General features: G+C 73.8%; 21 protein-coding genes. 10 read left to right on the forward strand and 11 right to left on the reverse strand.

What is annotated here, in order from left to right:
- The first annotated feature begins 1 nt into the window (after position 1).
- Positions 2-1,129 (forward strand): baeRF2 domain-containing protein, encoded by a 1,128-nt coding sequence (locus tag EV188_RS05325; RefSeq protein WP_133825121.1) that lies wholly within the window; start codon positions 2-4, stop codon positions 1,127-1,129.
- A 70-nt stretch (positions 1,130-1,199) separates the two neighbouring features.
- On the opposite strand, the gene EV188_RS05330 is transcribed toward EV188_RS05325, so the two are convergent.
- Both EV188_RS05330 and sthA read right to left on the reverse strand, forming a co-directional pair.
- On the reverse strand, positions 1,200-2,363 hold the full coding sequence (locus EV188_RS05330; protein WP_243741481.1) for an aminotransferase class V-fold PLP-dependent enzyme: 1,164 nt from the start codon (positions 2,361-2,363) through the stop codon (positions 1,200-1,202).
- A complete protein-coding gene (gene sthA / locus EV188_RS05335) occupies positions 2,341-3,768 on the reverse strand; it encodes a Si-specific NAD(P)(+) transhydrogenase (RefSeq protein ID WP_133825122.1) in 1,428 nt (475 codons plus the stop codon). The genes EV188_RS05330 and sthA overlap by 23 nt, the downstream gene beginning before the upstream one ends.
- A gap of 166 nt (positions 3,769-3,934) precedes the next feature.
- Here sthA and EV188_RS05340 point away from each other — a divergent pair, with 166 nt between their 5' ends.
- On the forward strand, positions 3,935-4,999 hold the full coding sequence (locus EV188_RS05340) for a DUF4192 domain-containing protein (RefSeq protein WP_166659719.1): 1,065 nt from the start codon (positions 3,935-3,937) through the stop codon (positions 4,997-4,999).
- Positions 5,000-5,018: 19 nt separating this feature from the next.
- On the opposite strand, the gene galE is transcribed toward EV188_RS05340, so the two are convergent.
- Complete coding sequence (gene galE / locus EV188_RS05345; RefSeq protein WP_133825124.1) at positions 5,019-6,029, reverse strand: UDP-glucose 4-epimerase GalE; 1,011 nt, start codon at positions 6,027-6,029, stop codon at positions 5,019-5,021.
- Between the two features lie 48 nt (positions 6,030-6,077).
- A complete protein-coding gene (locus tag EV188_RS05350) occupies positions 6,078-6,806 on the reverse strand; it encodes an iron-dependent transcriptional repressor DtxR (protein WP_133825125.1) in 729 nt (242 codons plus the stop codon).
- An 85-nt stretch (positions 6,807-6,891) separates the two neighbouring features.
- Here EV188_RS05350 and EV188_RS05355 point away from each other — a divergent pair, with 85 nt between their 5' ends.
- From EV188_RS05355 to EV188_RS05370, 4 genes are all read left to right on the forward strand, one after another.
- On the forward strand, positions 6,892-7,821 hold the full coding sequence (locus EV188_RS05355) for a sulfurtransferase (RefSeq protein WP_133825126.1): 930 nt from the start codon (positions 6,892-6,894) through the stop codon (positions 7,819-7,821).
- A gap of 17 nt (positions 7,822-7,838) precedes the next feature.
- The gene (locus tag EV188_RS05360; RefSeq protein WP_243741482.1) at positions 7,839-9,038 is read left to right on the forward strand and encodes an acetoin utilization protein AcuC; all 1,200 of its coding nucleotides are present in this window, start codon (positions 7,839-7,841) and stop codon (positions 9,036-9,038) included.
- Positions 9,039-9,072: 34 nt separating this feature from the next.
- On the forward strand, positions 9,073-11,763 hold the full coding sequence (locus EV188_RS05365) for a bifunctional acetate--CoA ligase family protein/GNAT family N-acetyltransferase (RefSeq protein ID WP_133825127.1): 2,691 nt from the start codon (positions 9,073-9,075) through the stop codon (positions 11,761-11,763).
- A 233-nt stretch (positions 11,764-11,996) separates the two neighbouring features.
- On the forward strand, positions 11,997-12,500 hold the full coding sequence (locus tag EV188_RS05370; RefSeq protein ID WP_133825128.1) for a hypothetical protein: 504 nt from the start codon (positions 11,997-11,999) through the stop codon (positions 12,498-12,500).
- Between the two features lie 238 nt (positions 12,501-12,738).
- Here the strand turns inward: EV188_RS05370 and EV188_RS05375 are convergent, their stop codons facing one another.
- The 3 genes from EV188_RS05375 to EV188_RS05385 form a co-directional block, all read right to left on the reverse strand.
- Positions 12,739-13,737 (reverse strand): sigma-70 family RNA polymerase sigma factor, encoded by a 999-nt coding sequence (locus EV188_RS05375; protein WP_133825129.1) that lies wholly within the window; start codon positions 13,735-13,737, stop codon positions 12,739-12,741.
- Between the two features lie 179 nt (positions 13,738-13,916).
- Positions 13,917-14,390: a D-aminoacyl-tRNA deacylase gene (gene dtd, locus EV188_RS05380; RefSeq protein WP_133825130.1), complete on the reverse strand. Its 474-nt coding sequence runs from the start codon at positions 14,388-14,390 to the stop codon at positions 13,917-13,919.
- A gap of 28 nt (positions 14,391-14,418) precedes the next feature.
- Entirely contained in the window at positions 14,419-15,951 is a 1,533-nt protein-coding gene (locus EV188_RS05385) for a DUF7782 domain-containing protein (RefSeq protein ID WP_133825131.1), read from the reverse strand.
- Positions 15,952-16,192: 241 nt separating this feature from the next.
- Between EV188_RS05385 and acs the strand changes: the two genes are divergently transcribed.
- Positions 16,193-18,130, forward strand: a complete 1,938-nt coding sequence (acs, locus tag EV188_RS05390) for an acetate--CoA ligase (RefSeq protein WP_133825132.1) — start codon at positions 16,193-16,195, stop codon at positions 18,128-18,130.
- A gap of 194 nt (positions 18,131-18,324) precedes the next feature.
- On the opposite strand, the gene EV188_RS05395 is transcribed toward acs, so the two are convergent.
- The 3 genes from EV188_RS05395 to EV188_RS05405 all read right to left on the reverse strand — a co-directional run bounded on the left by EV188_RS05395 (position 18,325) and on the right by EV188_RS05405 (position 20,733).
- Complete coding sequence (locus EV188_RS05395) at positions 18,325-19,164, reverse strand: lysophospholipid acyltransferase family protein (RefSeq protein ID WP_133825133.1); 840 nt, start codon at positions 19,162-19,164, stop codon at positions 18,325-18,327.
- Between the two features lie 56 nt (positions 19,165-19,220).
- On the reverse strand, positions 19,221-19,946 hold the full coding sequence (locus EV188_RS05400; protein ID WP_133825134.1) for an alpha/beta hydrolase: 726 nt from the start codon (positions 19,944-19,946) through the stop codon (positions 19,221-19,223).
- A 94-nt stretch (positions 19,947-20,040) separates the two neighbouring features.
- Positions 20,041-20,733 (reverse strand): M50 family metallopeptidase, encoded by a 693-nt coding sequence (locus tag EV188_RS05405; RefSeq protein ID WP_133825135.1) that lies wholly within the window; start codon positions 20,731-20,733, stop codon positions 20,041-20,043.
- Between the two features lie 152 nt (positions 20,734-20,885).
- Between EV188_RS05405 and EV188_RS05410 the strand changes: the two genes are divergently transcribed.
- On the forward strand, positions 20,886-22,217 hold the full coding sequence (locus tag EV188_RS05410) for an SAM-dependent methyltransferase (protein WP_243741483.1): 1,332 nt from the start codon (positions 20,886-20,888) through the stop codon (positions 22,215-22,217).
- On the forward strand, positions 22,214-23,038 hold the full coding sequence (locus EV188_RS05415; RefSeq protein WP_133825137.1) for a DUF1295 domain-containing protein: 825 nt from the start codon (positions 22,214-22,216) through the stop codon (positions 23,036-23,038). Before EV188_RS05410 ends, EV188_RS05415 begins: the two co-directional genes overlap by 4 nt.
- Positions 23,039-23,047: 9 nt before the next feature.
- Here EV188_RS05415 and EV188_RS05420 read toward each other — a convergent pair whose 3' ends face one another.
- On the reverse strand, positions 23,048-23,509 hold the full coding sequence (locus EV188_RS05420; RefSeq protein ID WP_133825138.1) for a peroxiredoxin: 462 nt from the start codon (positions 23,507-23,509) through the stop codon (positions 23,048-23,050).
- Between the two features lie 76 nt (positions 23,510-23,585).
- Here EV188_RS05420 and EV188_RS05425 point away from each other — a divergent pair, with 76 nt between their 5' ends.
- Entirely contained in the window at positions 23,586-24,029 is a 444-nt protein-coding gene (locus EV188_RS05425; protein ID WP_243741484.1) for a helix-turn-helix domain-containing protein, read from the forward strand.
- Positions 24,030-24,034: the final 5 nt, after the last annotated feature.

A 24,034-nucleotide genomic window follows, 5' to 3' on the forward strand; every position in this document is an offset into this window, starting at 1 on the left:
GATGGACCTGTCGCGCACCCGTGAGATCTTCGAGCGGCCGGGCCCGTTCGCGACGGTCTACCTGGAGGCCGTGCAGGCCGGGGAGAACTCGGCGAAGCAGGTCGAGCTGCGCTGGAGGGACCTGCAGAAGCAGCTCAAGGAGGCCGGCGCCGACGACAAGACGCTCGCCGCGCTGGACGACGAGCTGGGCGGCGAGCGTGCCGGCTCGGTCACCGGCGTCGGTCGCGTCCTGGTGGCGTCCGCGGACGGCGTGCTCTTCGACGACGAGGTCGAGGCCGTCGACGCGGCGGGCGACATCGCCGTCTGGTCGCCGCTGCCCGAGCTCGGCCGGTACTACCGCAGCCAGACCGGCTCGGTCCGCGTGCTGCTCGCCGTGGTCGACCAGACCGGCGGCGACCTGTACCAGGTGATCGCCGACAACAGCGAGGGCGCCCGCGAGCTCTCCGAGGAGACGATCAAGGGCCAGGCCATCGAGACCGTGCACAAGGCGCGGGGTGGCGGTCCCGGCAACCGCACGCGGCAGAACCGCCACGAGATGGCGTCGTACGAGAACGCCGACGAGGTGGTCAAGGGCATCCGCAGCGCGGTCAAGCAGTTCCGCCCCGAGGTCATCGTCCTGGCCGGCGAGGTCCAGGGCCGCTCCTCGGTGCGCAACGAGCTGCCCGGCGACCTCGCCGACATCACCCGCGAGATCGAGGCCGGCAGCCGGGCCGCCGGCGCGTCGGAGGACGCGCTCGAGGACGAGATGCTCACGGCCGCCGGCGTCGTCGCCACCGAGCGCGAGACGCGCGTGCGCCAACGCTTCGAGGAGGGCAAGGGCCACGCCAACGCGGTCGAGGGCCTCGAGCCGGTCCTCGAGGCCGCCCGCACCGGCGCCGTCGACACGCTGCTGCTGGTCGACGGCCAGGAGGTGCCCGGGGAGCTCTACGTCGGTTCCTCGCCCGAGCAGATCTCCACCGACCCGGCCAACCTGAAGGAGATGTCCGACGTCGAGCCCGTCGCCCGGCCCGCCGAGCAGGTGCTGCTGCGCGCCGTCGGCGCGCTCGGCGGCGACGTCCAGGTCCTCGGCGGTGGCGCCGAGCTCCAGGACGGCGTCGGCGCGAACCTGCGCTTCCCGACCGGGAGCTGATCTCCGCCACCGCCGTACGACACGAACGCGCCGTTCGCTGCTCCCAGCGCAGCGAACGGCGCGTTCGTTGTTACTGGACCAGCCCCGCCAGTTCCCGCGCCGCGGTGCGGGCGTCGTCGACGGTCACGTACGGCGCCGCGAAGCCGAAGCGCAGCAGGTCCGGCGGCCGGGCGTCGACGACGACGCCGCGCCGGGCCAGCGCCGCGCACAGGCCCTCGGCGTCGCGGACCCGGACCGCGACGTGCCCGCCCCGGCGCTCGTGCGCGCGCGGGGTGACGACGTCCGCGGCGTCCGGCAGCGCCTCGAGGAACGCGTCGCCGAGCGCCAGGGACGCGGCGCGGACACCGGCGAGGTCAGGGCTGTCGGGGCCGTCGAACACCCCGAGCGCCCCGTCGAGCGCGAGCATCGAGAGCATCGGCGGGGTCCCGATGCGCAGGCGCCCGACGCCCGGCGCCGGCGTCCACGCCTCGGTCATCGCGAACGGGTCGGCGTGCCCGGTCCAGCCGGTGAGCGGCGGGTCGAGGACGTCGTGGTGGCGGGCCGCGACGTAGGCGAACGCCGGCGCGCCGGGCCCGCCGTTGAGGTACTTGTACGTGCAGCCCACCGCGAGGTCGACGTCGAGCGCGTCGAGGGCCACCGGCATCACGCCCACCGCGTGCGAGAGGTCGACGAGCACGACGGCGCCGGCCTCGTGGGCGCGCTCGACGATCGCCGCGAGGTCCCAGCGCTCGCCGGTCCGGAAGTCGACGGCGGGCACGGCGACCACCGCGGTGTCGGCGTCCGGGACCATCGCGTCGGGCGAGGCGGTGCGCAGCTCGAGACCCGTCAGGCGCGCCACCGACGCGGCGAGGTAGCGGTCGGTGGGGAAGTGGCCGCCGTCGGAGACCAGCACGCTGCGCCCGGGACGCAGCCGGGCGGCGGCAATCAGCGCGCCGAAGAGCTGCACCGACGTCGAGTCGCCGACGACGACCTGCCCCGGCGCCGCCCCGACCAGCGCGCCCACCCGGTCCCCGAGGCGCTGCGGGGTCGCCCACCAGCCGCAGTCCTCCCAGCCCGCGACGCCGACCGCCGCCCACTGCTCGTCGACGGCGGCCAGCAGGGCCGTCCGCGCGGCGCGGGGCTGCGCGCCGAGGGAGTTGCCGGCGAGGTAGACCGCGTCGGAGCCGTCGGGCGCGCGGGGCAGGACGAAGTCGGTGCGCGCGAACCCGGGCTCAGGCGAACTGTTCGAGGGCACGGATCTTGTTCGTCGCGTCGAGCGCGGCGACCTTGTAGGCCTCGGACAGCGTCGGGTAGTTCAGGACGGCGTCGACGAGGTAGTCGACGGTCCCGCCACACCCCATGATCGCCTGCCCGATGTGCACCAGCTCGGTGGCCGAGGTGCCGAACACGTGCACGCCGAGCAGCGCGTGCGTGTCGGGGGAGACCAGCAGCTTGAGCATCCCGTAGTCGTCGCCGACGATCTGGCCGCGCGCGAGCTCCCGGTAGCGCGAGATGCCGACCTCGTAGGGGACCGCCTTCTCGGTCAGCTCGGACTCGGTCGCCCCGCAGTAGCTGACCTCGGGAATCGTGTAGATCCCGAACGGCGAGACCTCGGCCATGGAATGGACCGGTTCGCCGAACGCGTGGTACGCCGCCTGCCGGCCCTGCTCCATCGACGTCGCCGCGAGCGCGGGGAAGCCGATGACGTCGCCGACCGAGTAGATGTGCGGCACCGCGGTGCGGAAGTGCTCGTCGACCTTGATCCGGCCGCGGGCGTCGGTCTCGAGCCCGGCGCGCTCGACGGCGAGCTCGTCGGTGACGCCCTGGCGCCCCGCCGAGTACATGACCGTCTCGGCCGGGATCTTCTTGCCGGAGACGAGCGTGGTCACCGTGCCGCGCTCGGACACCGAGACCCCGGAGACCTCCTCGCCGAAGCGGAAGGTGACCGCGAGGTCGCGCAGGTGGAACTTCAGCGACTCGACGACCTCGGCGTCGCAGAAGTCGAGCATCTGCGGGCGCCGCTCGACGACGGTGACGCGCGTGCCGAGGGCGGCGAACATCGAGGCGTACTCGATGCCGATCACGCCGGCACCGACGACGACCATGCTCGACGGGATGTGCTCCATGGTCAGGATGCCGTCGGAGTCGAGGACGCGGCGGTCGTCGAACTCCACCTGCGGCGGCCGGGCGGGCCGGGTACCGGTGGCGATGACGACGCGGTCGGCCGTGACCACCTGGTGCTCGCCGCGGCGCTCGCCGATGACCTCGATGCTGTGGTCGTCGACGAACCGCGCGGCGCCGGCGAGCAGGTCGACCCGGTTGCGCTGCAGCTGCGCCCGGATCACCTCCTCCTCGCGCCCGATGACGAAGTGGGTGCGGGCCAGCAGGTCCTGGACGGTGATGTCCTGCTTGACGCGGTAGCTCTCGCCGTAGAGCCCGCGCATCGCGTAGCCGGTGAGGTAGAGGACGGCCTCGCGCAGCGTCTTCGACGGGATCGTGCCGGTCTGCGTGCAGACACCGCCGATCATGCCGCGACGCTCGACGACGGCGACGCGCTTGCCGAGCTTGGCCGCCGCGATCGCCGCCTTCTGCCCGCCGGGGCCGGAGCCGATGACCACGAGGTCGTAGTCGCGGCGCGGTGCGGCATCGGGTTCGGACACGGGCTCAGCGGGCGGATCCACCGGGTGCACGCTGCTCACCCTCGCCGTCGCCGCGCAGACCGGCAACCGCACCGCCGGTGACGGGCGCGCGAACAGCGCGGGCCCGTTGTCCACAGGCCCGGAAATCGTTCGGAGCCGGGGGAACCGCCGCTGCGTCGGAACCCGTGTGAACACCGAACCCCGGTCCGCGTCCCTGTCCCTGCGCCTGCACGACCCCGGCGAGCTCGTGGCCGCGGTGCCCCACCTGCTGGGCTTCCGGCCCGTGGCGTCCCTCGTCCTGGTCGCGGTCCACGGCACCGGCCGGAGCCGCCGTCTCGGTGTCGTCGCACGGGCGGACCTCCCGCCGCCGGACGACCTCGACGCGGTGGTGCACGGGTGCGCCGCGCGGGTCGCGGCGACCGGCCCGCGGGAGGTGATGGTGATCGTGGTCGAGGAGGCGGACGGCACGGACGGTCTGGCCGACCCGCCGCGCCGGGACGTCGCCGACGCCGCCCGCGAGGCCTTCACCGGCCACGGCGTCGACACCGCCACGCGGATGTGGGTGCCGCGCATCGCCGGCGGCGCGCCCTGGCGCTGCTACCCGCCGTGCGACTGCCGCGGCACCGTCGGGCCGACCGACGACTCGCCGCTTGCGGCCGCCGCGGCCTGGCTGGGGCAGGTCACCTACGACTCGCGGGCCGAGCTCGAGGCCTCGCTCGCCCCGGGCCCGCCGCTCCCGCGCCTCGACGGGCTGCTGCGCGCCGAGCTCGAGGCCGCGATCCTCGACCGCGAGCTCGGCGGGCCCGCGGCCGCGCGCCGCGACCTGGACGCCGTCGCGACGGCGCGCGACGAGGTGGCGGCCGGCCGGGTGCTCACCGACACCGAGATCGCCCGGGTCGCCGTGGCGCTGGGCGACCCCGTGGTGCGCGACGCCGCCATGGGCTGGGCGCTCGACCCGGACGAGGCCGTGGCGGCGGCCGCGCAGGCACTGTGGACGCTGCTGGTCCGGGCGGTGCCGGCCCCGGAGGTCGCCGACCCCGCGGTGCTGCTCGCCTGCACGCTGCTGGTGCGGGGCGGCTCGGCGCTGGTCGGGGTCGCCCTCGAGCGTGCGCACCGCGCCGACCCGGGGCACCGGCTGACCACCATCGTGCAAACGCTCCTCGCGACCGGCGCGGGCCCGGAGGCGGTGCGCGCGGTCATCCGCGACGCGAGCGCCGAGTCGGTGGCGCACCTGCGGGGACGGGCCGGGTGAGTCTCAGCCGGCGATGCGCTCAGCCCGCGGCCCGGGACCGCGCGAAGGCCCAGGCGTCCGCGACGATCCCGTCGAGGTCGGTGTGGGTCGGCTTCCAGCCCAGCTCGTCGCGGGCGCGCGCGGACGAGGCGACGAGGACCCCGGGGTCGCCGGTGCGTCGCGGGGCGACGCGGGCCGGGATCGGGTGGCCGGTGACGCGGCGGCAGGCCTCGATCACCTCGAGCACCGAGAACCCGGTGCCGTTGCCGAGGTTGCAGACGAGGTGGCCGCCCGCCTTCTCGATCACGGAGGCGTCGCCGCGGGCGAGCAGGTCGAGCGCGAGGAGGTGGGCCTCGGCGAGGTCGTCGACGTGGATGTAGTCGCGCACGCAGGTGCCGTCGGCGGTGGGCCAGTCGTCGCCGAAGATCGCGATCTCGTCCCGCTGCCCGAGGGCGACCTGGAGCACGAGCGGGATGAGGTGGGTCTCGACGGTGTGCCGCTCGCCGAGGGCGCTCCCGGCGCCCGCGTGCGCGCCGGCCACGTTGAAGTAGCGCAGGCTCACCGCGCCGAGCTCGCCCCCGGACGCGGCGGCGTAGGTGCCGATCGCGTGGTCGACGGCGAGCTTCGTGGCGCCGTAGGTGTTGGTGGGCCGGGTCGGTGCGTCCTCGGTGATCGGCGAGGACTCCGGCTCGCCGTAGGTCGCGGCCGTCGACGAGAACACCAGGCGCGGCACGCGGTGGCGGCACACCGCGTCGAGCAGGGCGATCGTCGTGACGACGTTGCCGTGCCAGTACTTCGCGGGCTTCTCGGCCGACTCGCCGACCAGCGAGCGGGCCGCGCAGTGGATCACGCCGTCGACGCCCCCGGCGCCGAGGACGTCGTCGGCGACCTCCGCGACGTCGCCCACCACGAGCCGCGCGCCCGCGGGGACGGCGTCCTCGTGCCCGGTGGTGAGGTCGTCGACCACCACCACGTCGTGCCCGGCGTCGAGCAGGTGCTGTGCGCACACACTGCCGACGTAGCCCGCCCCGCCCGTGACCACCAGCGTCATGGTCGCCAGTGTGCCGGGCGGACCCGGCGCCGGACGGGCTGGGTGGACCTACTGCGCGCGGACCAGGACGGCGTGGGCGACCAGGGGGTCGACCTCCGAGCGCGCGCCCTTGTGCCCGACGCCCACGGCGTCGCCGAAGCGGGGGATGGCGATGACGTCGACGTCGCTGCCGGGCAGGACACCGGCGGACTTGAGGTGGGCCATGAGCGGCTCGTTGAGCTGGATGTGCTCGGCGATGCGGCGCACCTCGACCTTGCCGCCACCGCTGCGCGCGAACTCGTCGAGGCGCACGAGGCCGGCCTCGTCGGGCGTCGGCGTGCGCTGCGGCGCGGTGACCTCGCCGTCGATCTCCGCGCCGCTGCGCAGGGACTCGAGGCCGGGGATCGGGTTGCCGTACGGCGACACCGAGGGCTCGCCGAGCAGCGTGAAGAGCTTGCGCTCGACCGCGTCGCTCATGACGTGCTCCCAGCGGCACGCCTCGACGTGGACGTGCTCCCACTCGAGCCCGATGACGTTGACGAGCAGCAGCTCGGCGAGGCGGTGCTTGCGCATGACGGCGACCGCCTTGGCGCGGCCGGCGGGGGTGAGCTCGAGGTGGCGATCGCCGGCGACGTGGACGAGCCCGTCGCGCTCCATGCGCGCCACGGTCTGGCTCACGGTCGGCCCGCTCTGCTCCAGGCGCTCCGCGATGCGGGCTCGGAGGGGGACGACCCCTTCCTCCTCGAGCTCGTAGATCGTGCGGAGGTACATCTCGGTGGTGTCGATGAGGTCGTTCATGTCCACCCCTTTCTCCGCACCCATGGTACCGACGGCGCCAGACACCGGACGGCGGTCGCTTCGTGGGGCAGGGCACGATCGTCCCATGGCCACCTCGCCGGGTCCCCTGCCCACACCGGTCGTGTCCGTCGCCTGGTTGCGGGAGGCGCTGGGGCGTGAGGACCGGCGTCCCGTCGTGCTCGACGTGCGCTGGACGCTGCGCCCGCCGCCCCGCAACGCCAAGGAGCGCAAGGCCGCCGCGCGGGAGGACCCGCCCGGTCTCGTGGAGCACGAGGCGGGGCACATCCCGGGCGCGGTCTACGTCGACCTCGACACCGAGCTCGCCGGCCCGCCCGGGCCCGCGGGACGCCACCCGCTGCCCGATCCCGACGTGCTCGAGGAGACCGTGCAGCGCGCCGGGGCGGACGACGACTCCGAGATCGTCCTCTACGACGGCGGCGACGGGATGGCGTCGGCGCGGGCGTGGTGGGTGCTGCGGTGGGCGGGGCTCCACCCCGGCCAGGTCGCGGTGCTCGACGGCGGCTGGCCCGCGTGGACGGCGGCCGGCGGTGAGGTCGCGACGACGTCGGGCGGCGTGCGCCGGCCCGGCGGCCTGCGGCTCACGGCGGGCTCGATGCCGGTGCTCACCGCCGAGGACGCCGCGGGCGTGGCGGCGGACGAGGGCGGCGTGCTGCTCGACGGCCGCGCGGCCGAGCGCTTCCGCGGCGAGACCGAGCCGCTCGACCCGATCGCCGGCCACGTGCCGGGCGCGGCGAACATGCCCGCCGCGTCGCTGATCGCCGACGGCCACTGGCGCGACCCCGACGACGCCGCCGCGATCCTGCGCCCGCTGGTGGAGGAGGCCGGGTCGGTCGGCGCGTACTGCGGCTCCGGGGTGAGCGCGGCGATGCTCGTGCTCGGCCTCGAGCACGCCGGGCTGCGTCCGCCCGAGGACCCCGCGGGCCTGTACGTCGGCAGCTGGTCGCACTGGTGCGGGACGGGACGCCCGGTCGAGACCGGCGAGGGCGCCGGGTAGGTCGGTAGGGTCCGGGCGTGACCAGCTCCGGTGCGCCGACCGTGGACCCGGCCCGCGTGGCCGTGGTGTGGGACGAGAGCCTCCTGGGCTACAAGCTCTCGGAGGAGCACCCGCTGCACCCGGTGCGCCTCGACCTCACCATGCGCCTTGCCCGTTCCCTCGGGGTGCTCGAGGGGATCGAGCCGCTGGTGCCGGTGCCCGCCCCGGACTCCGAGGTCGAGCGCATCCACGTCGCGTCCTACCTCGACGCGGTGCGCCGGGCCCCGTCCCACGGCGACGACCCGCGCCACCAGCTCGGCACGTCCGACAACCCGATCTTCGAGGGCATGCACGAGGCGAGCGCCCTGGTCTGCGGCGGCTCGATCGCCGCGGCCCGGGAGATCGCCGAGGGCCGCGCCGACCGGGCGGTCAACATCGCGGGCGGCCTGCACCACGCGATGGCCGACCACGCCTGGGGCTTCTGCGTCTACAACGACTGCGCCGTCGCGATCTCGTGGTTGCTCGACCACGGCTACGAGCGCATCTGCTACATCGACACCGACGTCCACCACGGCGACGGCGTCCAGGCCGCGTTCTACGACGACGACCGGGTGCTGACGATCTCGATGCACCAGCACCCGCGCACGCTGTGGCCGGGCACCGGGTTCGCCTCCGAGCTGGGCTCGGGCCGGGCGTCGGGCAGCGCGGTGAACCTCGCGCTCCCGCCTGGCACCCGCGACGCCGGCTGGCTGCGCGCCTTCCACGCCGTCGTGCCCGGGCTGCTGCGGTCGTTCCAGCCGCAGATCCTGGTCACCCAGTGCGGCGTCGACACCCACCACGAGGACCCGCTGGCCGAGCTCTCGCTCTCGGTCGACGGGCACCGCGCGATCTACCAGAGCCTGCGCCGGCTGGCCGCCGAGCACAGCGGCGGCCAGTGGCTCGCGCTCGGCGGGGGCGGCTACGGCCTCTTCCGGGCGGTGCCGCGCTCGTGGACCCACCTGCTGGCGACGGTGCTCGACCGCGACGTCGAGCCGCACCGCCCGATCCCGGCCGACTGGACGTCCTACGCCACCGAGAAGACCCGCCGGCCCCTGCCGACCTCGATGACCGAGGACGCCCCGACCGACTTCGAGCCGTGGGGCGGGTTCACCGAGGTCGAGGTGGACCCGTTCCTGCTCGAGACCCGGCGGGCCGTGTTCCCGCTGCACGGCCTCGACCCGGCGGACTCCCGCGACTGACCACAGCAGTACCCCGACCCACCCGAGGGCGAGGATGACCGAGACGGCGGACCCCGACGCCATCACCGCAGAGGTCCGGGCGGTGCCCGACGCGCCCTACCCCGCCCACTGGGAGGCCGACGTCGTGGCCTCCGACGGGGCCACGGCCCACCTGCGCCCGATCTCCACCGACGACGCCGACGCCGTGGTCGCGTTCCACGGCCGGCTCTCCGACCGCACCCGCTACTTCCGCTACTTCAGCCCCTATCCGCAGATCCCCGAGCGCGACCTCAAGAACTTCGTCGAGGTCGACCACCACGACCGGGTCGCCCTGGTCCTCTGGCTCGGCCGGGAGATCATCGCGATCGGGCGCTACGTGCGGCTCGCGGAGTCGCCGGCCGCCGAGGTGGCGTTCGTCGTCCGCGACGACCACCAGGGGCGGGGCCTGGGCTCGATCCTGCTCGAGCACCTCGCGGCGGCCGCCCGCGAGTGCGGGCTGACCCGCTTCGTCGCCGAGGTGCTCACCGAGAACCACCAGATGGTGCGGGTGTTCCGCGAGGCCGGGTTCGAGGTCAGCCGCGCGCTCGAGGGCTCGACGCTGCACCTGGAGTTCGACGTCGCGTCGACCTCCCGCGCCCGCGAGGTCCAGCTCTCCCGCGAGCAGCGCGCCGAGGCCCGCAGCGTCGCCAACGTCCTCACCCCGCGTTCCGTGGCGGTCGTGGGCGCCTCGCCGGACGCGACGAAGATCGGCCACGTGGTGCTCGCGAACCTGCTGCGCGGGGGGTTCACCGGCCCCGTCTACCCGGTGCACCCCGAGGCGCGCTCGGTGCGCGGGGTGCGGGCCTACCCGTCGGTGACCGACATCCCCGACGACGTCGACCTCGCCGTGCTCGCGGTGCCGCCCGACGAGGTGCCCGGCGTGTTCGACGCCTGCCTCTCCAAGGGGGTGCGCGCGCTCGTCGTGATCACCTCGGGCTTCGGCGAGACGGGCCCGACCGGGCTCGCCGCCCAGCGCGAGCTGGTCACCGACGCCCGCGCCAACGGCATGCGCGTCGTCGGGCCGAGCGCGCTCGGCGTGATCAACCTCGACGCGAAGGTGTCGCTCAACGCCTCGCTCGCGCCGCACCTGCCGCCGCCCGGCCGGGTCGGCTTCTTCTGCCAGTCGGGCGCGCTGGGCATCCAGATCCTCGCCGCCGCGGCCGACCGCCGTCTCGGGCTCTCGTCGTTCGTGTCGGCCGGCAACCGCGCCGACCTCTCGGGCAACGACCTCATGCAGTACTGGGACACCGACCCCGACACCGACGTCGTCCTGCTCTACCTCGAGAGCTTCGGCAACCCGCGCAAGTTCGCCCGCGTCGCCCGCCGGCTGGCCCGGACGAAGCCGGTGATCGCGGTGAAGAGCGGGCGGCACGTCGCCGTGGCACCGGGACTCGCCGGCAGCGCGCAGCCGATCGACGAGGCCGCGGTGGGCGCGGTGTTCGACCAGTCCGGGGTCATCCGCGTCGACTCCGTCGACGAGCTCTTCGACGCCGCCCAGCTCCTCGCCCACCAGCCGCTGCCGCCCGGCCCGCGGATCGGGATCGTCGGCAACTCGACCGCGCTCGGCATCCTGGCCGCCGACGTCGTGCTCGCCCAGGGTCTGTTCCTGGCCCGCGACCCCGTCGACCTCGGCACGGGCGCCGGGGCGGAGGAGCTGCGCGCGGCGGTCGCCGACCTGCTGGCCGACGACCAGTGCGACGCCCTCGTCGTCGTCTTCGTCCCGGCGGTCACCACCGACCCGACCGACCACGCCCGCGCGCTGGCCGACGCGGTGCGCGACGCCGAGAAGCCGGTGGTCTCGACGTTCCTCGCCTCGGAGGGCGTGCCCGAGGTGCTCACCGTGTCGAACGGGCACGCGGGGCCCGGGCGCGGCAGCATCCCGTCCTACCCGAGCCCCGAGCGCGCGGTGCTCGCCCTGTCCCGGGCCGTGCGGTACACGCAGTGGCGCTCGCGGCCGGTCGGCGACTTCGTCGTGCCCGAGGGCGTCGACGTCGAGGCCGCGCGGGCGCTGGTGGACGACATCGCGCCCGGCCCGCGCACGGTGCTCACCGACGAGCAGGCCGACGCGCTGCTGCGCTGCGTCGGGGTCGTCGTCGCCCCGTTCCGCCGCGTCCACTCGGCCGACGACGCCGTGGCCGTGGCCCGCGAGCTCGGCGGCGCGGTCGTGCTCAAGACCGCCGACCGGGCCTGGCGCCACCGCACCGACCTGCGCGGGGTGCACGTGGGGCTCACCGAGTCCACGGCGATCTCGAGCGCCTACGAGCAGCTCGTCGAGCTCTCGGGCACCGACGAGGTGTACGTGCAGGTCCAGGCGCCGCCGGGCATCCCGTGCGTGATCGAGATCCGCGACGACCCGTCGTTCGGGTCGCTGGTCTCGTTCGGCCTCGCGGGCGTCGTCGGCGAGCTGCTCGGAGACCGCGCCTACCGCGCCACGCCGCTGTCGACGATGGACGCCGCGACGCTCGTCCGCGCACCCCGCGCGGCCCCGCTGCTCGACGGCTACCGCGGCGCCCGGCGCGCCGACCTCCCCGCGCTCGAGGACCTCGTGCTGCGCATCGGCGTGCTCGCCGACGCGATCCCCGAGATCCGCTCGCTGGTGCTCGACCCGGTGCTCGCCGCCGACCGCGGCGCGCACCCGACCGGCGTCACGGTCACGCTCGGGCCACCGCCGGGACCCCGCGACGGCGGGCCGCGGCGACTGCGCTGAGCGCGAGCGCCGCGAGCGCCAGGTAGGCGAGGACCAGCACGTCTCCGCCGGGCGGGAGCGCGACGGCGACGCCGGTGCGCGTTGGCGGGCGTCTGAGCCGACTCGACCCGGTTACTGGCTGGTATCGCTCGCCAGGCGAGCGATACCAGCCAGTAACCATCACAGGGCTGCTCGAAGGAGTGACCGCGTCGAGACGGCATCGAGCGCGGGGCCGCCCTACGGTCGGTCGGACCATGCGCCGACCCCCTGCTCTCCCGCCGACCCTGCGCCTCGGCCTGCTCGCGGCCGCGGTCCTGCTGGCCGCGGGGTGTGGGCAGTCGGACCCGCCGGAGCCCGCCGGCACCCCGTCAGCCCCGCCCATGATCCCGACCGGCGCGCCGCCGCCGTCGAACCGCCCGGTCCCGGCGGAGCCCGATCCGCTGACGGCGGCGCCGCCGGCGGGCGCGACGGCGCTGCCGACCGGACGGGTCGACGCGAGCGCGCTCCCGGCCGGGCTGCCGACGCTCGTGTGGACGCGCGGGGACGCCGTCGTCGGGGTCTACGGCCGCGCGGGAGGCTGCACCGACGCTCGGCTGACCGTGGTGGAGCAGGACACCGAGCGCGTCGTGCTGCGTGTCGAGCAGTTCAGCACCGGGCCGGGCCCGTGCACGCGGGAGCTCGTGTACCCGCCGCTGGAGGCGACGCTCGCGGCGCCGCTGGGGGAGCGCCCGGTGGTCCTCACGGGCGCGGTTCCCTAAGAACCGGAAAGCCGGAAGACCGGGCCGGCCCCCGACCGTCCCGGTCTCCCGTCGCCGGCGAGCGCTCGGGCCCGCCTCGTGGACTTGGCCGGGCCGGGTGACCCCACGTGAGTGGGGTCACATCCGGCCCGTGCGGTTCAGACTGCCGTTACCGGCGAGTCACCGTCAATGCGTCGACCCGGTGGCCGCTGCGGGACCGATCCCGTCACGCAGCGTGCCACTCGTGGCGGGTCGAGCCTCAGCTCGCGGCGTAGGCCTTGAGCCGCCGCGCGCGGTCGCCGTCGCGCAGCTTGACCATGACCTCGCGCTCGATCTGGCGCACCCGCTCGCGGGAGAGCCCGAACTGGCGCCCGATCTGGTCGAGCGTGCGCGGCTGGCCGTCGTCGAGGCCGTAGCGCAGCCGGATGACGTTCTGCTCGCGGTCGTCCAGCGTCGCGATGACGCGGCGCATGTCGTCGTGGAGCAGGCCGGAGATGACCGTCGACTCGGCGTCGGTGGCCTCGGCGTCCTCGATGAAGTCCCCGAGCGGGGCCTCCTCCTCGGAGCCGACCGGCATGTCCAGGCTGACCGGGTCGCGGCTGTGGTCGAGCAGGTCGGCGACCTTCTCGGGCGTCAGCCCCGACTCCTCCGCCAGCTCCTCGTTGGTGGCCTCGCGGCCGAGGGTCTGGTGCAGGTCACGCTTGATGCGGGCCAGCTTGTTGACCTGCTCGACCAGGTGGACGGGCAGGCGGATGGTGCGGGCCTGGTCGGCCATGCCGCGGGTGATGGCCTGGCGGATCCACCACGTCGCGTAGGTCGAGAACTTGAAGCCCTTGCTGTAGTCGAACTTCTCCACGGCCCGGATCAGACCCAGGTTGCCCTCCTGGATCAGGTCGAGCAGCGGCATGCCGCGTCCGGTGTACCGCTTGGCCAGCGAGACCACGAGGCGCAGGTTGGCCTCGAGCAGGTGCGCGCGGGCGCGGCGGCCGTCGCGGGCCACCGCGCGCAGGTCGGTGGCGCGCTGCGGCTCGAGGTCGTCACCGGACTCCTCGAGCAGATGCGCTGCGTACACACCGGCCTCGATGCGCTTCGCCAGCTCCACCTCGTCGGCGGCGGTCAGCAGCGCGGTTTTTCCGATACCGTTGAGGTAGACGCGGACGAGGTCCGCCGCAGGGCCCTGGGCGTCGAGGTCGCTCTCAGCAGGCACCGAGGGGAACACCGTCTCGGACCCGGTCTGCGGTGCGAGTGTCGCCGTCATTGCTTCCTCCCTGCGCGGCGCGAAGGTGCTGTGGCGCCGCGTCACTAGGTCGAACGCGTCGGGATCGGCGTTCGTTCCCGCCGTGGGCGTCCGGTGACGGGTGCCCGCTGTGTCGTGCATGACGCATGGCGGGCACCACTCGCGGACAACGTGTGGCGGGGAGCGGAGATCTCCGGCGTTCAGCTCTCGACGATCACCGTGAACGGGCCGTCGTTGGTGGATTCAACGCGCATGTCCGCTCGAAACTTCCCGGTCGCGACGGGTGCGCCCCGCTCGCGCAGCGCGGCGACGACGGCGTCCACGGCGGCGCGTGCGGCGTCCGGCCCGGCGGCCGCCGACCACGACGGGCGCCGGCCCTTCCGGGTGTCCCCGTAGAGGGTGAACTGGCTGACCACGAGCAGGCCGGCGCCGGTGTCCGCGCAGGAGACGTAGCTCCGCGGAGCTCGATCATCGAGCTCAGTGCGCTCGTCGCGCAGGATGCGCAGCTCGTGCAGCTTGCGGGCCATGGTGGCCGCGGCGTCGGGGCCGTCGTCGCGGTGCACGCCGAGCAGGACGAGCAGCCCGGGCTCCTCGAGCGCGCCGACCACCTCCGGCCCCTCCGAGCCGTCGACGACCACCCGGGCCGTCGTGACGCGGCTGACGACGGCTCTCATGGCTTCGCCTCGTGAGGGTTATGGGTCGTCATGACGACCCGTATCCCTCACCTGCGACCAGCATCCCGTGGTGCACGAGGTCGCGGACGACGGGCAGGGCGGCGGCGGCGAGCTCGTCGGGGTCGCGGCCGTGGGCGACGGCGAGGAGCTCCACGAGGTCGCGCAGCGGGAGGTACCCCCGGCACCCGGCGAGCAGCGCGACGCCGAGCTCGTCGACGTCGTGGCGCCACTGGGGCCCGTCGAGGCGCACGAGCGTCGCCGCGACGGCCTCCCAGCCCTCGTCGGTGCCGACGAGCCCGCGCTCGAGGGCGACGGTGTCCGGGACGCGCAGGCGGGCGTCGAGCAGCGCGTCACCGGGGTGCCGGGCGAGCCAGGCGGTGCGGTCGAGCCAGGCCGCGATCTCCGGGCCCAGGGGGTCGTCGTGGGACTGGCGCAGGTCCTCGCAGACGACGGTGCCGGCGACGTCGGGCGCGGTCCGGCGCAGCGTGACGAACCCGAACCCGATCGCGTGCACGCCCTCGGCGGCGAGGAAGTCCAGCCACCGCTCGGACAGGGCGGTCCCCTCCGGGGAGGCGGGGTCGACGCCGGCGTCGCGCAGCCACGTCCCGACGTGCAGGGCGGGGTCGGCGACGTCGCGCTGGACCACCCAGGCGTCGAGCCCGCCCGGCGCCGCGGATCGGGCGGCCTCGTCCAGCCAGGTGCGGGGGCGCTCGGTCCAGTCCTCGGAGGTGATCAGCCACGACGCGAGCAGCTGCGCGACCCCGCCCTCGGTGAGGTGCGCGGGCAGGGCGCCGACGAGCAGCGCGCTCGCCCCGTCGCCGCCGAGCCCGGAGTCCCGGTAGACGTGGTCGACCTGCGGCGGCCCGGGCACGAACGGCGGGTTGCTGACGATCTGGTCGAAGCGCCGTCCCGCCACCGGCTCCAGCCACGGCCCGGCGAGCACCTCGACGTCGAGCCCGCACAGCGCGAACGTCACGCGCGCCATGTCCAGCGCCCGCTCGGACACGTCGGTGGCGGTGAGCTCCGCGGCGTGCCCCGACGAGTGCAGCACCTGCACCCCGCACCCCGTGCCCACGTCGAGCAGCGTCCCGACCGGCCGCCGCACCGTCGCCCGCGCCAGCGACAGCGACGCCGCGCCGGTGCCGAGGACGTGCTCGCGGCCTGCCGTCCGCGTGGCGGGGCCGACCTCGAGGTCCGAGAGCACCCACCACGGCGCCGCGTCGGGGATGGCCGCGTCGCCGTGCGGGCGCAGGTCGAGGGCGGCGCGGACCTGGCCGTCGGCGCTGCTCAGCAGCCCGGCGGCGACCGCCTCGTCCAGGTCGGCGGGCTCGAGGGCGGCCGCGGCCTCGGCGCGCGGGACGGCGTCGCCCAGCAGGAACAGGCGCACGAGCGTTCCGGCGGGCCCGGCGTCCCTGCTGTTCCCCGCATTTCTGGCCGCGCGGCGGGCCGGCGTGGTCTCCCCGCGGTCGAGGGCTGCGCGGGCGCCCGGACCGAGCAGCGCGGCCACGCCGTCGACGGTGAACCCGCCGCGGGCGAGGGCGGTGCGTAAGCCACGCCACATTCGGGCATCTGAGACGTCGACACCGTCCGCAGGGCGACGTTCAGCGTCCGGCAGGTCGGGTCGGGGCACGGGGAGATCGTCACACCTGCACCGCAGGTCGGCGTGGCCACCCTGTCCCCGACCCCTCCGAACGCACCGTTGTCACGGGCGGAGAAGTGCAAGACGCTGCGCACACAGCAAGGGCACCCGGCGTCGACCCGGCGTCGGCCGGTGCCGCACATCGACGGGGAGGCACACGCGGATGTCGGAACAGACGGCCACCGAGGGGAAGACGTACCCGCCGGACCCGGAGCTGTCGAAGACGGCCAACGTGCGGCCGGAGATGAAGGAGCAGGACCTCCGGGAGTTCTGGGACGAGCAGGCCAAGGCGCGCCTGGACTGGTTCGAGGACTACGACGAGGTCCTCGACTGGCAGCTCCCGTACGCGAAGTGGTTCGTCGGCGGGAAGCTGAACGCCTGCTACAACTGCGTCGACCGCCACGTCGAGGGCGGGAAGGGCGACAAGGTCGCCCTGCACGTGGTGCCCGACGACGGTCCCGACTCCCCGGAGGCCCGGGACATCACGTTCTCCGACCTGCAGCGCGAGGTCGTCAAGATGGCGAACGGCCTCAAGAAGCTGGGCGTCGGCAAGGGCGTGCCGGTCGGGATCTACATGCAGATGATCCCCGAGGCCGTCGTCGCGATGCTTGCGTGCGCCCGTCTCGGCGCGCCGCACACCGTGGTGTTCGGCGGCTTCAGCGGCAAGGCCGTGGCGGAGCGCTGCAACGACCTCGAGTGCAAGGTCCTCATCACCCAGGACGAGGCGATGCGCGGCGGCAAGGCCGGCGCGCAGAAGACCAACGCCGACGAGGGCCTGGACGCCGGGCCCACCACCGTCGAGAAGATCGTCGTGGTGCGGCGCTCGGGCGCGGACATCCCGATGAACGACCGCGACGTCTACCTGCACGACCTCGTGGCCGACGAGTCGGACGACCCGGAGAGCTGCCCCTGCGAGCCGATGGACTCGGAGGACCTGCTCTTCCTGCTCTACACCTCCGGCTCGACGGGCAAGCCCAAGGGCGTCGTCCACACCACGGCCGGCTACCTGCTCGGCGTCACGACGACCCACAACCTCGTCTTCGACGTCAAGGACGACTCGGTCTACTGGTGCGCCGCCGACATCGGTTGGATCACCGGACACAGCTACATCACGTACGGCCCGCTGGCCAACGCGTGCACCTCGGTGCTCTTCGAGGGCGTCCCCGGCTACCCGGGCAAGGACGTCTGGTGGAAGATCATCGACAAGTACGGGGTCACGATCCTGTACACCTCGCCGACGGCGATCAAGTCGCACATGAAGGCGGGCGAGCAGCACATCGAGGGCCACGACCTGTCGTCGATCAAGATCCTGGGCAGCGTCGGTGAGCCGATCAACCCCGACGTGTGGGAGTGGTACCGCGAGCACATCGGCGGCGGCACGGCGCCGATCATGGACACCTGGTGGCAGACCGAGACCGGGCACATCCTGATCACGCCGCTGCCGGGGATCACCACGCTCAAGCCGGGCATGGCGCAGCAGCCGTTCCCGGGCGTGCGGCCCGAGATCCGCGACGACGAGGGCAACCAGCTCGACGTCGAGCAGACTGGCAACCTCGTGCTCACCCAGCCCTGGCCCGGCATGATGCGCACGCTCTATAAGGACGACGAGCGCTTCAAGGACACCTACTGGTCGAAGTACTCCGACGCGTACTTCGCCGGTGACGGCGCCAAGTACGACGCCGACGGCGACATCCAGCTCATGGGTCGCATCGACGACGTCGTGAACGTGTCCGGCCACCGTCTCTCGACCTTCGAGGTGGAGAGCGCGCTGGTCGAGCACGCCGACGTGGCCGAGGCCGCGGTCGCGGCGCGCAAGGACGACGACACCGGCCAGGCGATCGTCGCGTTCGTGTCGCTCAAGGGCGACAAGGAGGGCACCGAGGAGCTGGAGCAGGCCTTGCGCGAGCAGGTCGCCCAGTCGATCGGGAAGCTGGCTCGCCCGGCCACCGTGATCTTCTCCAGCGATCTCCCGAAGACGCGGTCGGGGAAGATCATGCGGCGGCTGCTGAAGAACCTGGCCGAGGGCGAGGAGCTGGGCGACACGTCCACGCTCGTCGACCCGAGCGTCGTCGAGCAGATGCAGAAGCAGATGAACGGCTAGGTCGCCCGCAGGGTTCGAGGAACGAACGGCGCTCTCGCTGCTTTCGATGCAGCGGGGGCGCCGTTCGTGTCTCCGCCGGGGGGCGTCGACGGGCGAGGGGTGGCGCGCTCACGGAGATCAGGGGCGACGTGGTGCACCGGAACGGCGAGGCCGGGTGCATAACGGTGCCCGTGATCTCGGCCCGGCCGGTTCGGTCAGCTCACGGCGGGCGGCTGGAGGTCGGCGGCCGCCGGGGCGGGCTCCTCGGTCTCCGGTGGCCGCGGGGGCTCCTCGCCGCGCAGCACGGCGAGCTGCTCGGTGATCCGGCCCATGATCCGGTCGGTGGCCTCCTGCAGGGCCTTGCGGCCGATGCGGCCCTCGCGCAGGTCGTCGAGCGCGACGGGCGGGCCGGCGAGCACCCGCAGCGTGGCGCGGGGGAACAGCGTCGGGCGGGACGCGGTGGGCGGCAGCAGATGGTTCGAGCCCCACTGTGCGACGGGGATGACGGGCGCGCCGGTCTCCAGGGCCATCCGAGCGATGCCCGTGCGGGCGGCGCGGGGCCAGCCGTCGGAGTGGTCGGCGAACCCGCCCTCCGGGTAGACGACGACCACCTCGCCGCGCTGCACCGCCTCGACCGCCGCCCGGTAGGCCTCGATCCCGGATGCCTTGCGGTCGACCGGGATGTGCCGGCCCCAGCGTAGGGGCGCGCCGACCACCGTCTTGCCCCACAGCTCCTTCATCGCGAGGAAGCGGGGCACGCGGCCGTTCGCGAGCACGTAGGACACGAGGACGATCGGGTCGACGTGCGAGAGGTGGTTGACCGCGAGCAGCGCCCCGCCCCTGGTCGGGACCTGGTTGCCGCCGCGGAAGTCCCAGCGCGCCACGGCCATGAGCACCGGCCAGAGCAGGTCGATCGCGAACCCGTACCAGAACCCGCGGTCGGTGCGCGGGTAGAGCACCCAGATCGCGAGCTTGCGCCAGAGCCGGATCGCCCGCCCCGAGCGCCGACGGTCGTGGGACTGGGAGATCCGCCGGAGTCGGTCCTGCCGCGCCATGCCCCGGATCATGTCTCGCCGGGGCGCGGCGTGCATGCGTAGAACTGCTCGGCGCCTCAGTCGCGCCCGGCCTCGACGATCTTCTGCGCGAGCAGGCCCGGGTTCGTGAACATGACCTCGTGGCTCCCCGGCAGCTGCACCAGGCGGTACATCCCCAGGCGGCTCGACATCCGCGGGTGCCACCCCCACTCGCCGGGCGGCAGGGCGATGTCCTCGGTCGCGTTGATGTACGAGCGGGGGATCTGGAGCTCGTAGAAGCGGGAGAGCGCGAGCTTGTCCCGGAAGGGCTGGGCGGGCTCGGGGGAGAGGAGCTCGTAGGTCGACTGCGCCAGCTCGAGCGGCGCGTCCTGGATGAACGCCTCCCGCCAGATCGGGAAGGGCAGCATGATCGTGTCGTCGTCGGTCGACGCCGCGAGCTGCGCGAAGAGCTCCCGGTAGTGCGGCGGTGTCTCGTCGTCGAGGCAGTTGCCGGGCGCGGGCACGAACGCGTTCCAGAAGATCAACCGCCGGAGCCGGTCGGGGATCTCCTCGGCGACGCGGGCGATGACGGTGCCGCCGAAGCTGTGGCCGAGCAGGACGACGTCGCTCAGGTCCTGGCCGACGATGTGGTCGACGATCGAGGCGACGCAGTCGTCGTGGACGACGGCCTTGTCGACGCCCTTGCCGTGGCCGGCGACGGTCGGCGTGTGGACGGTGTGGCCGTCGGCGCGGAGGGGCTCGGCGACGCCCTCCCAGAGGCCGCCGTGGTGCCAGGAGCCGTGGACCAGGACATACGTGCTCATCGGGGTGTCCTCCCGCGCGGTCGAGAGCCGTCCCCGGCGTCGTCGCCGAGTGCGACCGATCCTGCTGGGGTGCGGCTTCCTGCGGTAGTGGTCGCTAGACGATGTCGTAACCGGGGCGGAGGAGGAGCTGCCCGCCGACGATGAGGGCGACGATCGCGACGCCGATGAACAGGAGCTGCCACAAGAAGCCGGGTATGAAGGTCTTCCCTGCCAGGGTGTTGGGGCCGCCACCAAGTCCTGGGATACGGAAGGCCCCGAGCGTCCCGGCGAGGAGAAGGAACCATGCGACGAAGGCCGCCGCGAACGCCTGCTGTGCTCCGCTCCCGTAGAACAGCGTCGCGCCAAGGCCCAGCACCACGAGCAGCGGGATCGTGAAGGCGAGCGGGTTGAGTGCGACGAGGAGCGCGAGGAGTGAGAGGAAGGTTGCGCCGAAGAGCACGGCCCAGGGATTCCCCACGGCGATCAGGGCTGCGCTTGCTAGTCCGAGCAGAGGCGCGCCGACGTAGTTTCCGATGGCCTGCAGGACGAGAGCGGTCCGTCCGCCAACGAAACCGACGATGCTCGCGAACACTCGATGCTCGTCGCCGAGCGTGTAGCCGGCGACCGGTCGAGCAAGGCCGACGAGCACGAGGAGAGCCCCGCCCGTTGAAGCGTAGAAATAGAAGTACCGCGCGACGTACATCGAAAAGCAGACGACAAGCAGCGCGATGAATCCCGCCCCGAACGCCACCGGCTGCCCCACGATCGGGACGTCATTGACTCCTAGACCAACCCCCAGGCCCCCCATGGTGTGAATGTCACCACGGTCAGTAGGCAGCTCACCCGAACGACACGCCGCCTACACCTGATCGCGACGAGCGACTGTGACGGATGCGCACCGGCCGAACCGATCCCCGCCGCGGTCCGATGATGCTGCGACACAGGCGGAGGGAGATCGGCGTGGGTGCAGGAGCGGCGGCGCGGGTGGCGGGTGCGGTCGGGGCGTTCCTCGACGGACCGGTCCCGGTGCGCATCCGGGCGTGGGACGGCAGCGAGGCCGGGGCGGCGCCGGGGCCCGGCGTGCCGACCGTGGTGCTGCGCTCGCGGCGGGCGCTGCGCCGCCTGCTGTGGGAGCCGGGGGAGATGGGGCTCGCGCACGCCTACGTCTCGGGCGACCTGGACGTCGACGGCGACCTCGCCGAGGGCCTGTCGGCGATGTGGTCGCTGGTGAACTCCGGGACGATCACCAAGCGCCGACCCGGGGCCACAGAGCTGCTGGGACTCGCCGCGCAGGCCGTCAGGCTCGGCCTCCTCGGCACCAAGCCCGCACCCCCGCCCGAGGCGATCAAGATCAAGGGCCGCCTCCACAGCCGCCGGCGCGACCGCGACGTCATCGCCCACCACTACGACGCCGGCAACGCGTTCTACTCGCTGCTGCTCGACGCCTCGATGGCCTACTCGAGCGGTTACTGGACGAGCGAGGACAGCACCCTCGCCCGGGCCCAGCACGACAAGCTCGAGCTGATCTGCCGCAAGCTCGACCTCGCGCCGGGCCGCCGCCTGCTCGACATCGGTTGCGGCTGGGGCTCGCTCGCCGTCCACGCCGCCCGGGAGCACGGCGCGCAGGTCCGGGCCGTGACGATCTCCCGCGAGCAGCGCGACCACGTCAACGCTCGCATCCGCGCCGAGGGGCTGGCCGGCCAGGTCCAGGTCGACCTGCTCGACTACCGCGACGTCGCCGAGAAGATCACCGCGGTCGACGGCCCGTTCGACGCCGTCAGCGCGATCGAGATGGGCGAGCACGTCGGCGACGAGCACTACCCGACGTTCGCCGCGATCCTGCACGGCGCGCTGCGCCCCGGCGGGCGGGCTCTGGTGCAGCAGATGTCCCGGGGCGCGAACGCCCCCGGCGGTGGCGCGTTCATCGAGACCTACGTGACCCCGGACATGGTCATGCGCCCCGTCGGCGACACCCTGACGTTCCTGCAGCACGCGGGCCTCGAGGTCCGCGACGTCCACGTCATGCGCGAGCACTACGTGCCGACGATCCGGGCCTGGCTCGCCACGCTCGAGGAGCGGTTCGACGAGGCGGTGTCGCTGGTCGGCGAGCGCGGCGCCCGCATGTGGCGGCTCTACCTCGCCGGCGGCGCGCTGGCGTTCGAGGAGAACCGCATGGGCGTCGACCAGATCCTCCTGGCCCGCCCCACCGACCGCGGCCGCAGCGGCATGCCGGCCACCCGCGACGACTGGGCGGTGCGCTCGCGCACGGAGGCGGGTAAGCCGGGCACGTGAGTTTCGACCTGACGGCCTTCGGCCTGCTGCTCGTGGGCGCGGTGGCGACGGTCGTGGCGGCGTTCAGCATCACGCTCGCCGTCGCCCGCGCCACCGGGCGCCACAGCGTCGTCGACGTGACGTGGGGCCTCGGGTTCGTGGCCGTCGGCATCGTCGCGTACCTGATCTCCGGCGTGATGGGCGTCGGGGACGCCGGGGTGCGGACGGTCGCGCTCGCCCTCGTCGCGGTCTGGGGGCTGCGGCTCGCGATCTACATCGGGCTGCGCAACCGCGGGAAGGGCGAGGACCCGCGCTACGCCGCGATGCTCGGCGACGACCACGCGCCCGGCGCGGTGACCTCGACGGTGCTGCGCAAGGTCTACCTGCCGCAGGCGGGCGTGATGCTCGTGGTGTCGCTGCCGGTGCTCGCGGCGATGGTCCGCGCGTCGACGGTGCTGCCGGTGGTGATCGTGGGCGTGCTGCTGTGGCTCGTCGGGTTCGTCTTCGAGTCCGTCGGCGACGCGCAGCTCTCGGCGTTCAAGGCGGACCCGGAGAACAAGGGCAAGATCCTCGACTCGGGCCTGTGGCGCTACACCCGCCACCCGAACTACTTCGGCGACGCGTGTGTCTGGTGGGGGATCTTCGTCGTGGCCGCGGGGCACCCGTGGGCACTGGTCACGGTCGTCGGGCCGCTGCTGATGACCTACCTGCTGGTGAGCGTCACCGGCAAGGAGCTGACGGAGAAGTCGATGTCGGGGCGGCCCGGGTACGACGAGTACGTCCGCCGCACCTCGGGCTTCCTCCCGCTGCCCCCGGGTTCACGCCCGGCCCGCGCCACGTGAGGGGGCGCGTCACGCGCCCTGGCGCGACCGGAGCAGCTCGAGGGCGTCGTCGGCGTGCTGGTCGAACTTCATCTCCCCGCCGATGACCCCGAGGACCGTGCGGTCGGTGTCGATGACGAAGGTCCGGCGCTTGACGGGCAGGGCCGGGAGCCACGAGCGCTTCGCGCCGAACTGCTTGGCCACGGCACCGTCGGGGTCGGACAGCAGCGGGTAGCCGAACGAGTGCGCGCTGGAGAACGCGTGCTGCTTCTCGACGGAGTCGGCGCTGATGCCGACCCGCTGCGCGCCGACCGTCGCGAACTCCCCGGCGAGGTCCCGGAAGTGGCAGCTCTCCTGGGTGCACCCGCCCGAGGAGGCCAGGGGGTAGAAGAACAGCACCACCGGGCCGTCGGCGAGGAGCCCGGACAGCGTCCGGCGGGTGCCGGTGTCGTCGGCGAGCTCGAAGTCGGGGGCGGTGTCTCCGGTCTTCATGCGGTGTCGTCCTCCGGTCTGCTGGGTTCGACCTCGTTCGTGGCCGGGCGGGGAGCGGTTCGGCGATGATGGCGGTGTGCCCACGCCGACCTCCCACCCGGTCGAGCGCCACCTGCTGCGCGCGCGGGACCTCGCCGACCGGTCCTACGCCGAGCCGCTGACGGTCCCCGACCTCGCGCGCGCCGCAGCCCTGAGCCCCGCGTACTTCAGCGAGCGATTCGCCGCGGCCTTCGGGGTCACGCCGCACGCGTACCTGCTGACGAGACGGCTCGAGCGCGCCGCAACCCTGCTGCGCCACACCGACCACTCGGTGGCGCGGGTCTGCACCGAGGTGGGGCTGAGCAGCGTCGGCAGCTTCACCGCCAGCTTCCGCCGCGTCTTCGGCCGCACGCCCACCGCGTACCGGGCGGCCTTTCCCCCGGCCCACGACCACGCGCTCGTGCCGGGGTGCGTCGTGCGGTTCCACGGTCGGCCGCAGAACCGGAGCTTTCGAGAAGATTCGGCGCCGGCGGCTTCCTAGTCTCG

Origin of the sequence: Actinomycetospora succinea (genome assembly GCF_004363095.1) — a bacterium.
GTDB lineage: Bacteria > Actinomycetota > Actinomycetes > Mycobacteriales > Pseudonocardiaceae > Actinomycetospora > Actinomycetospora succinea.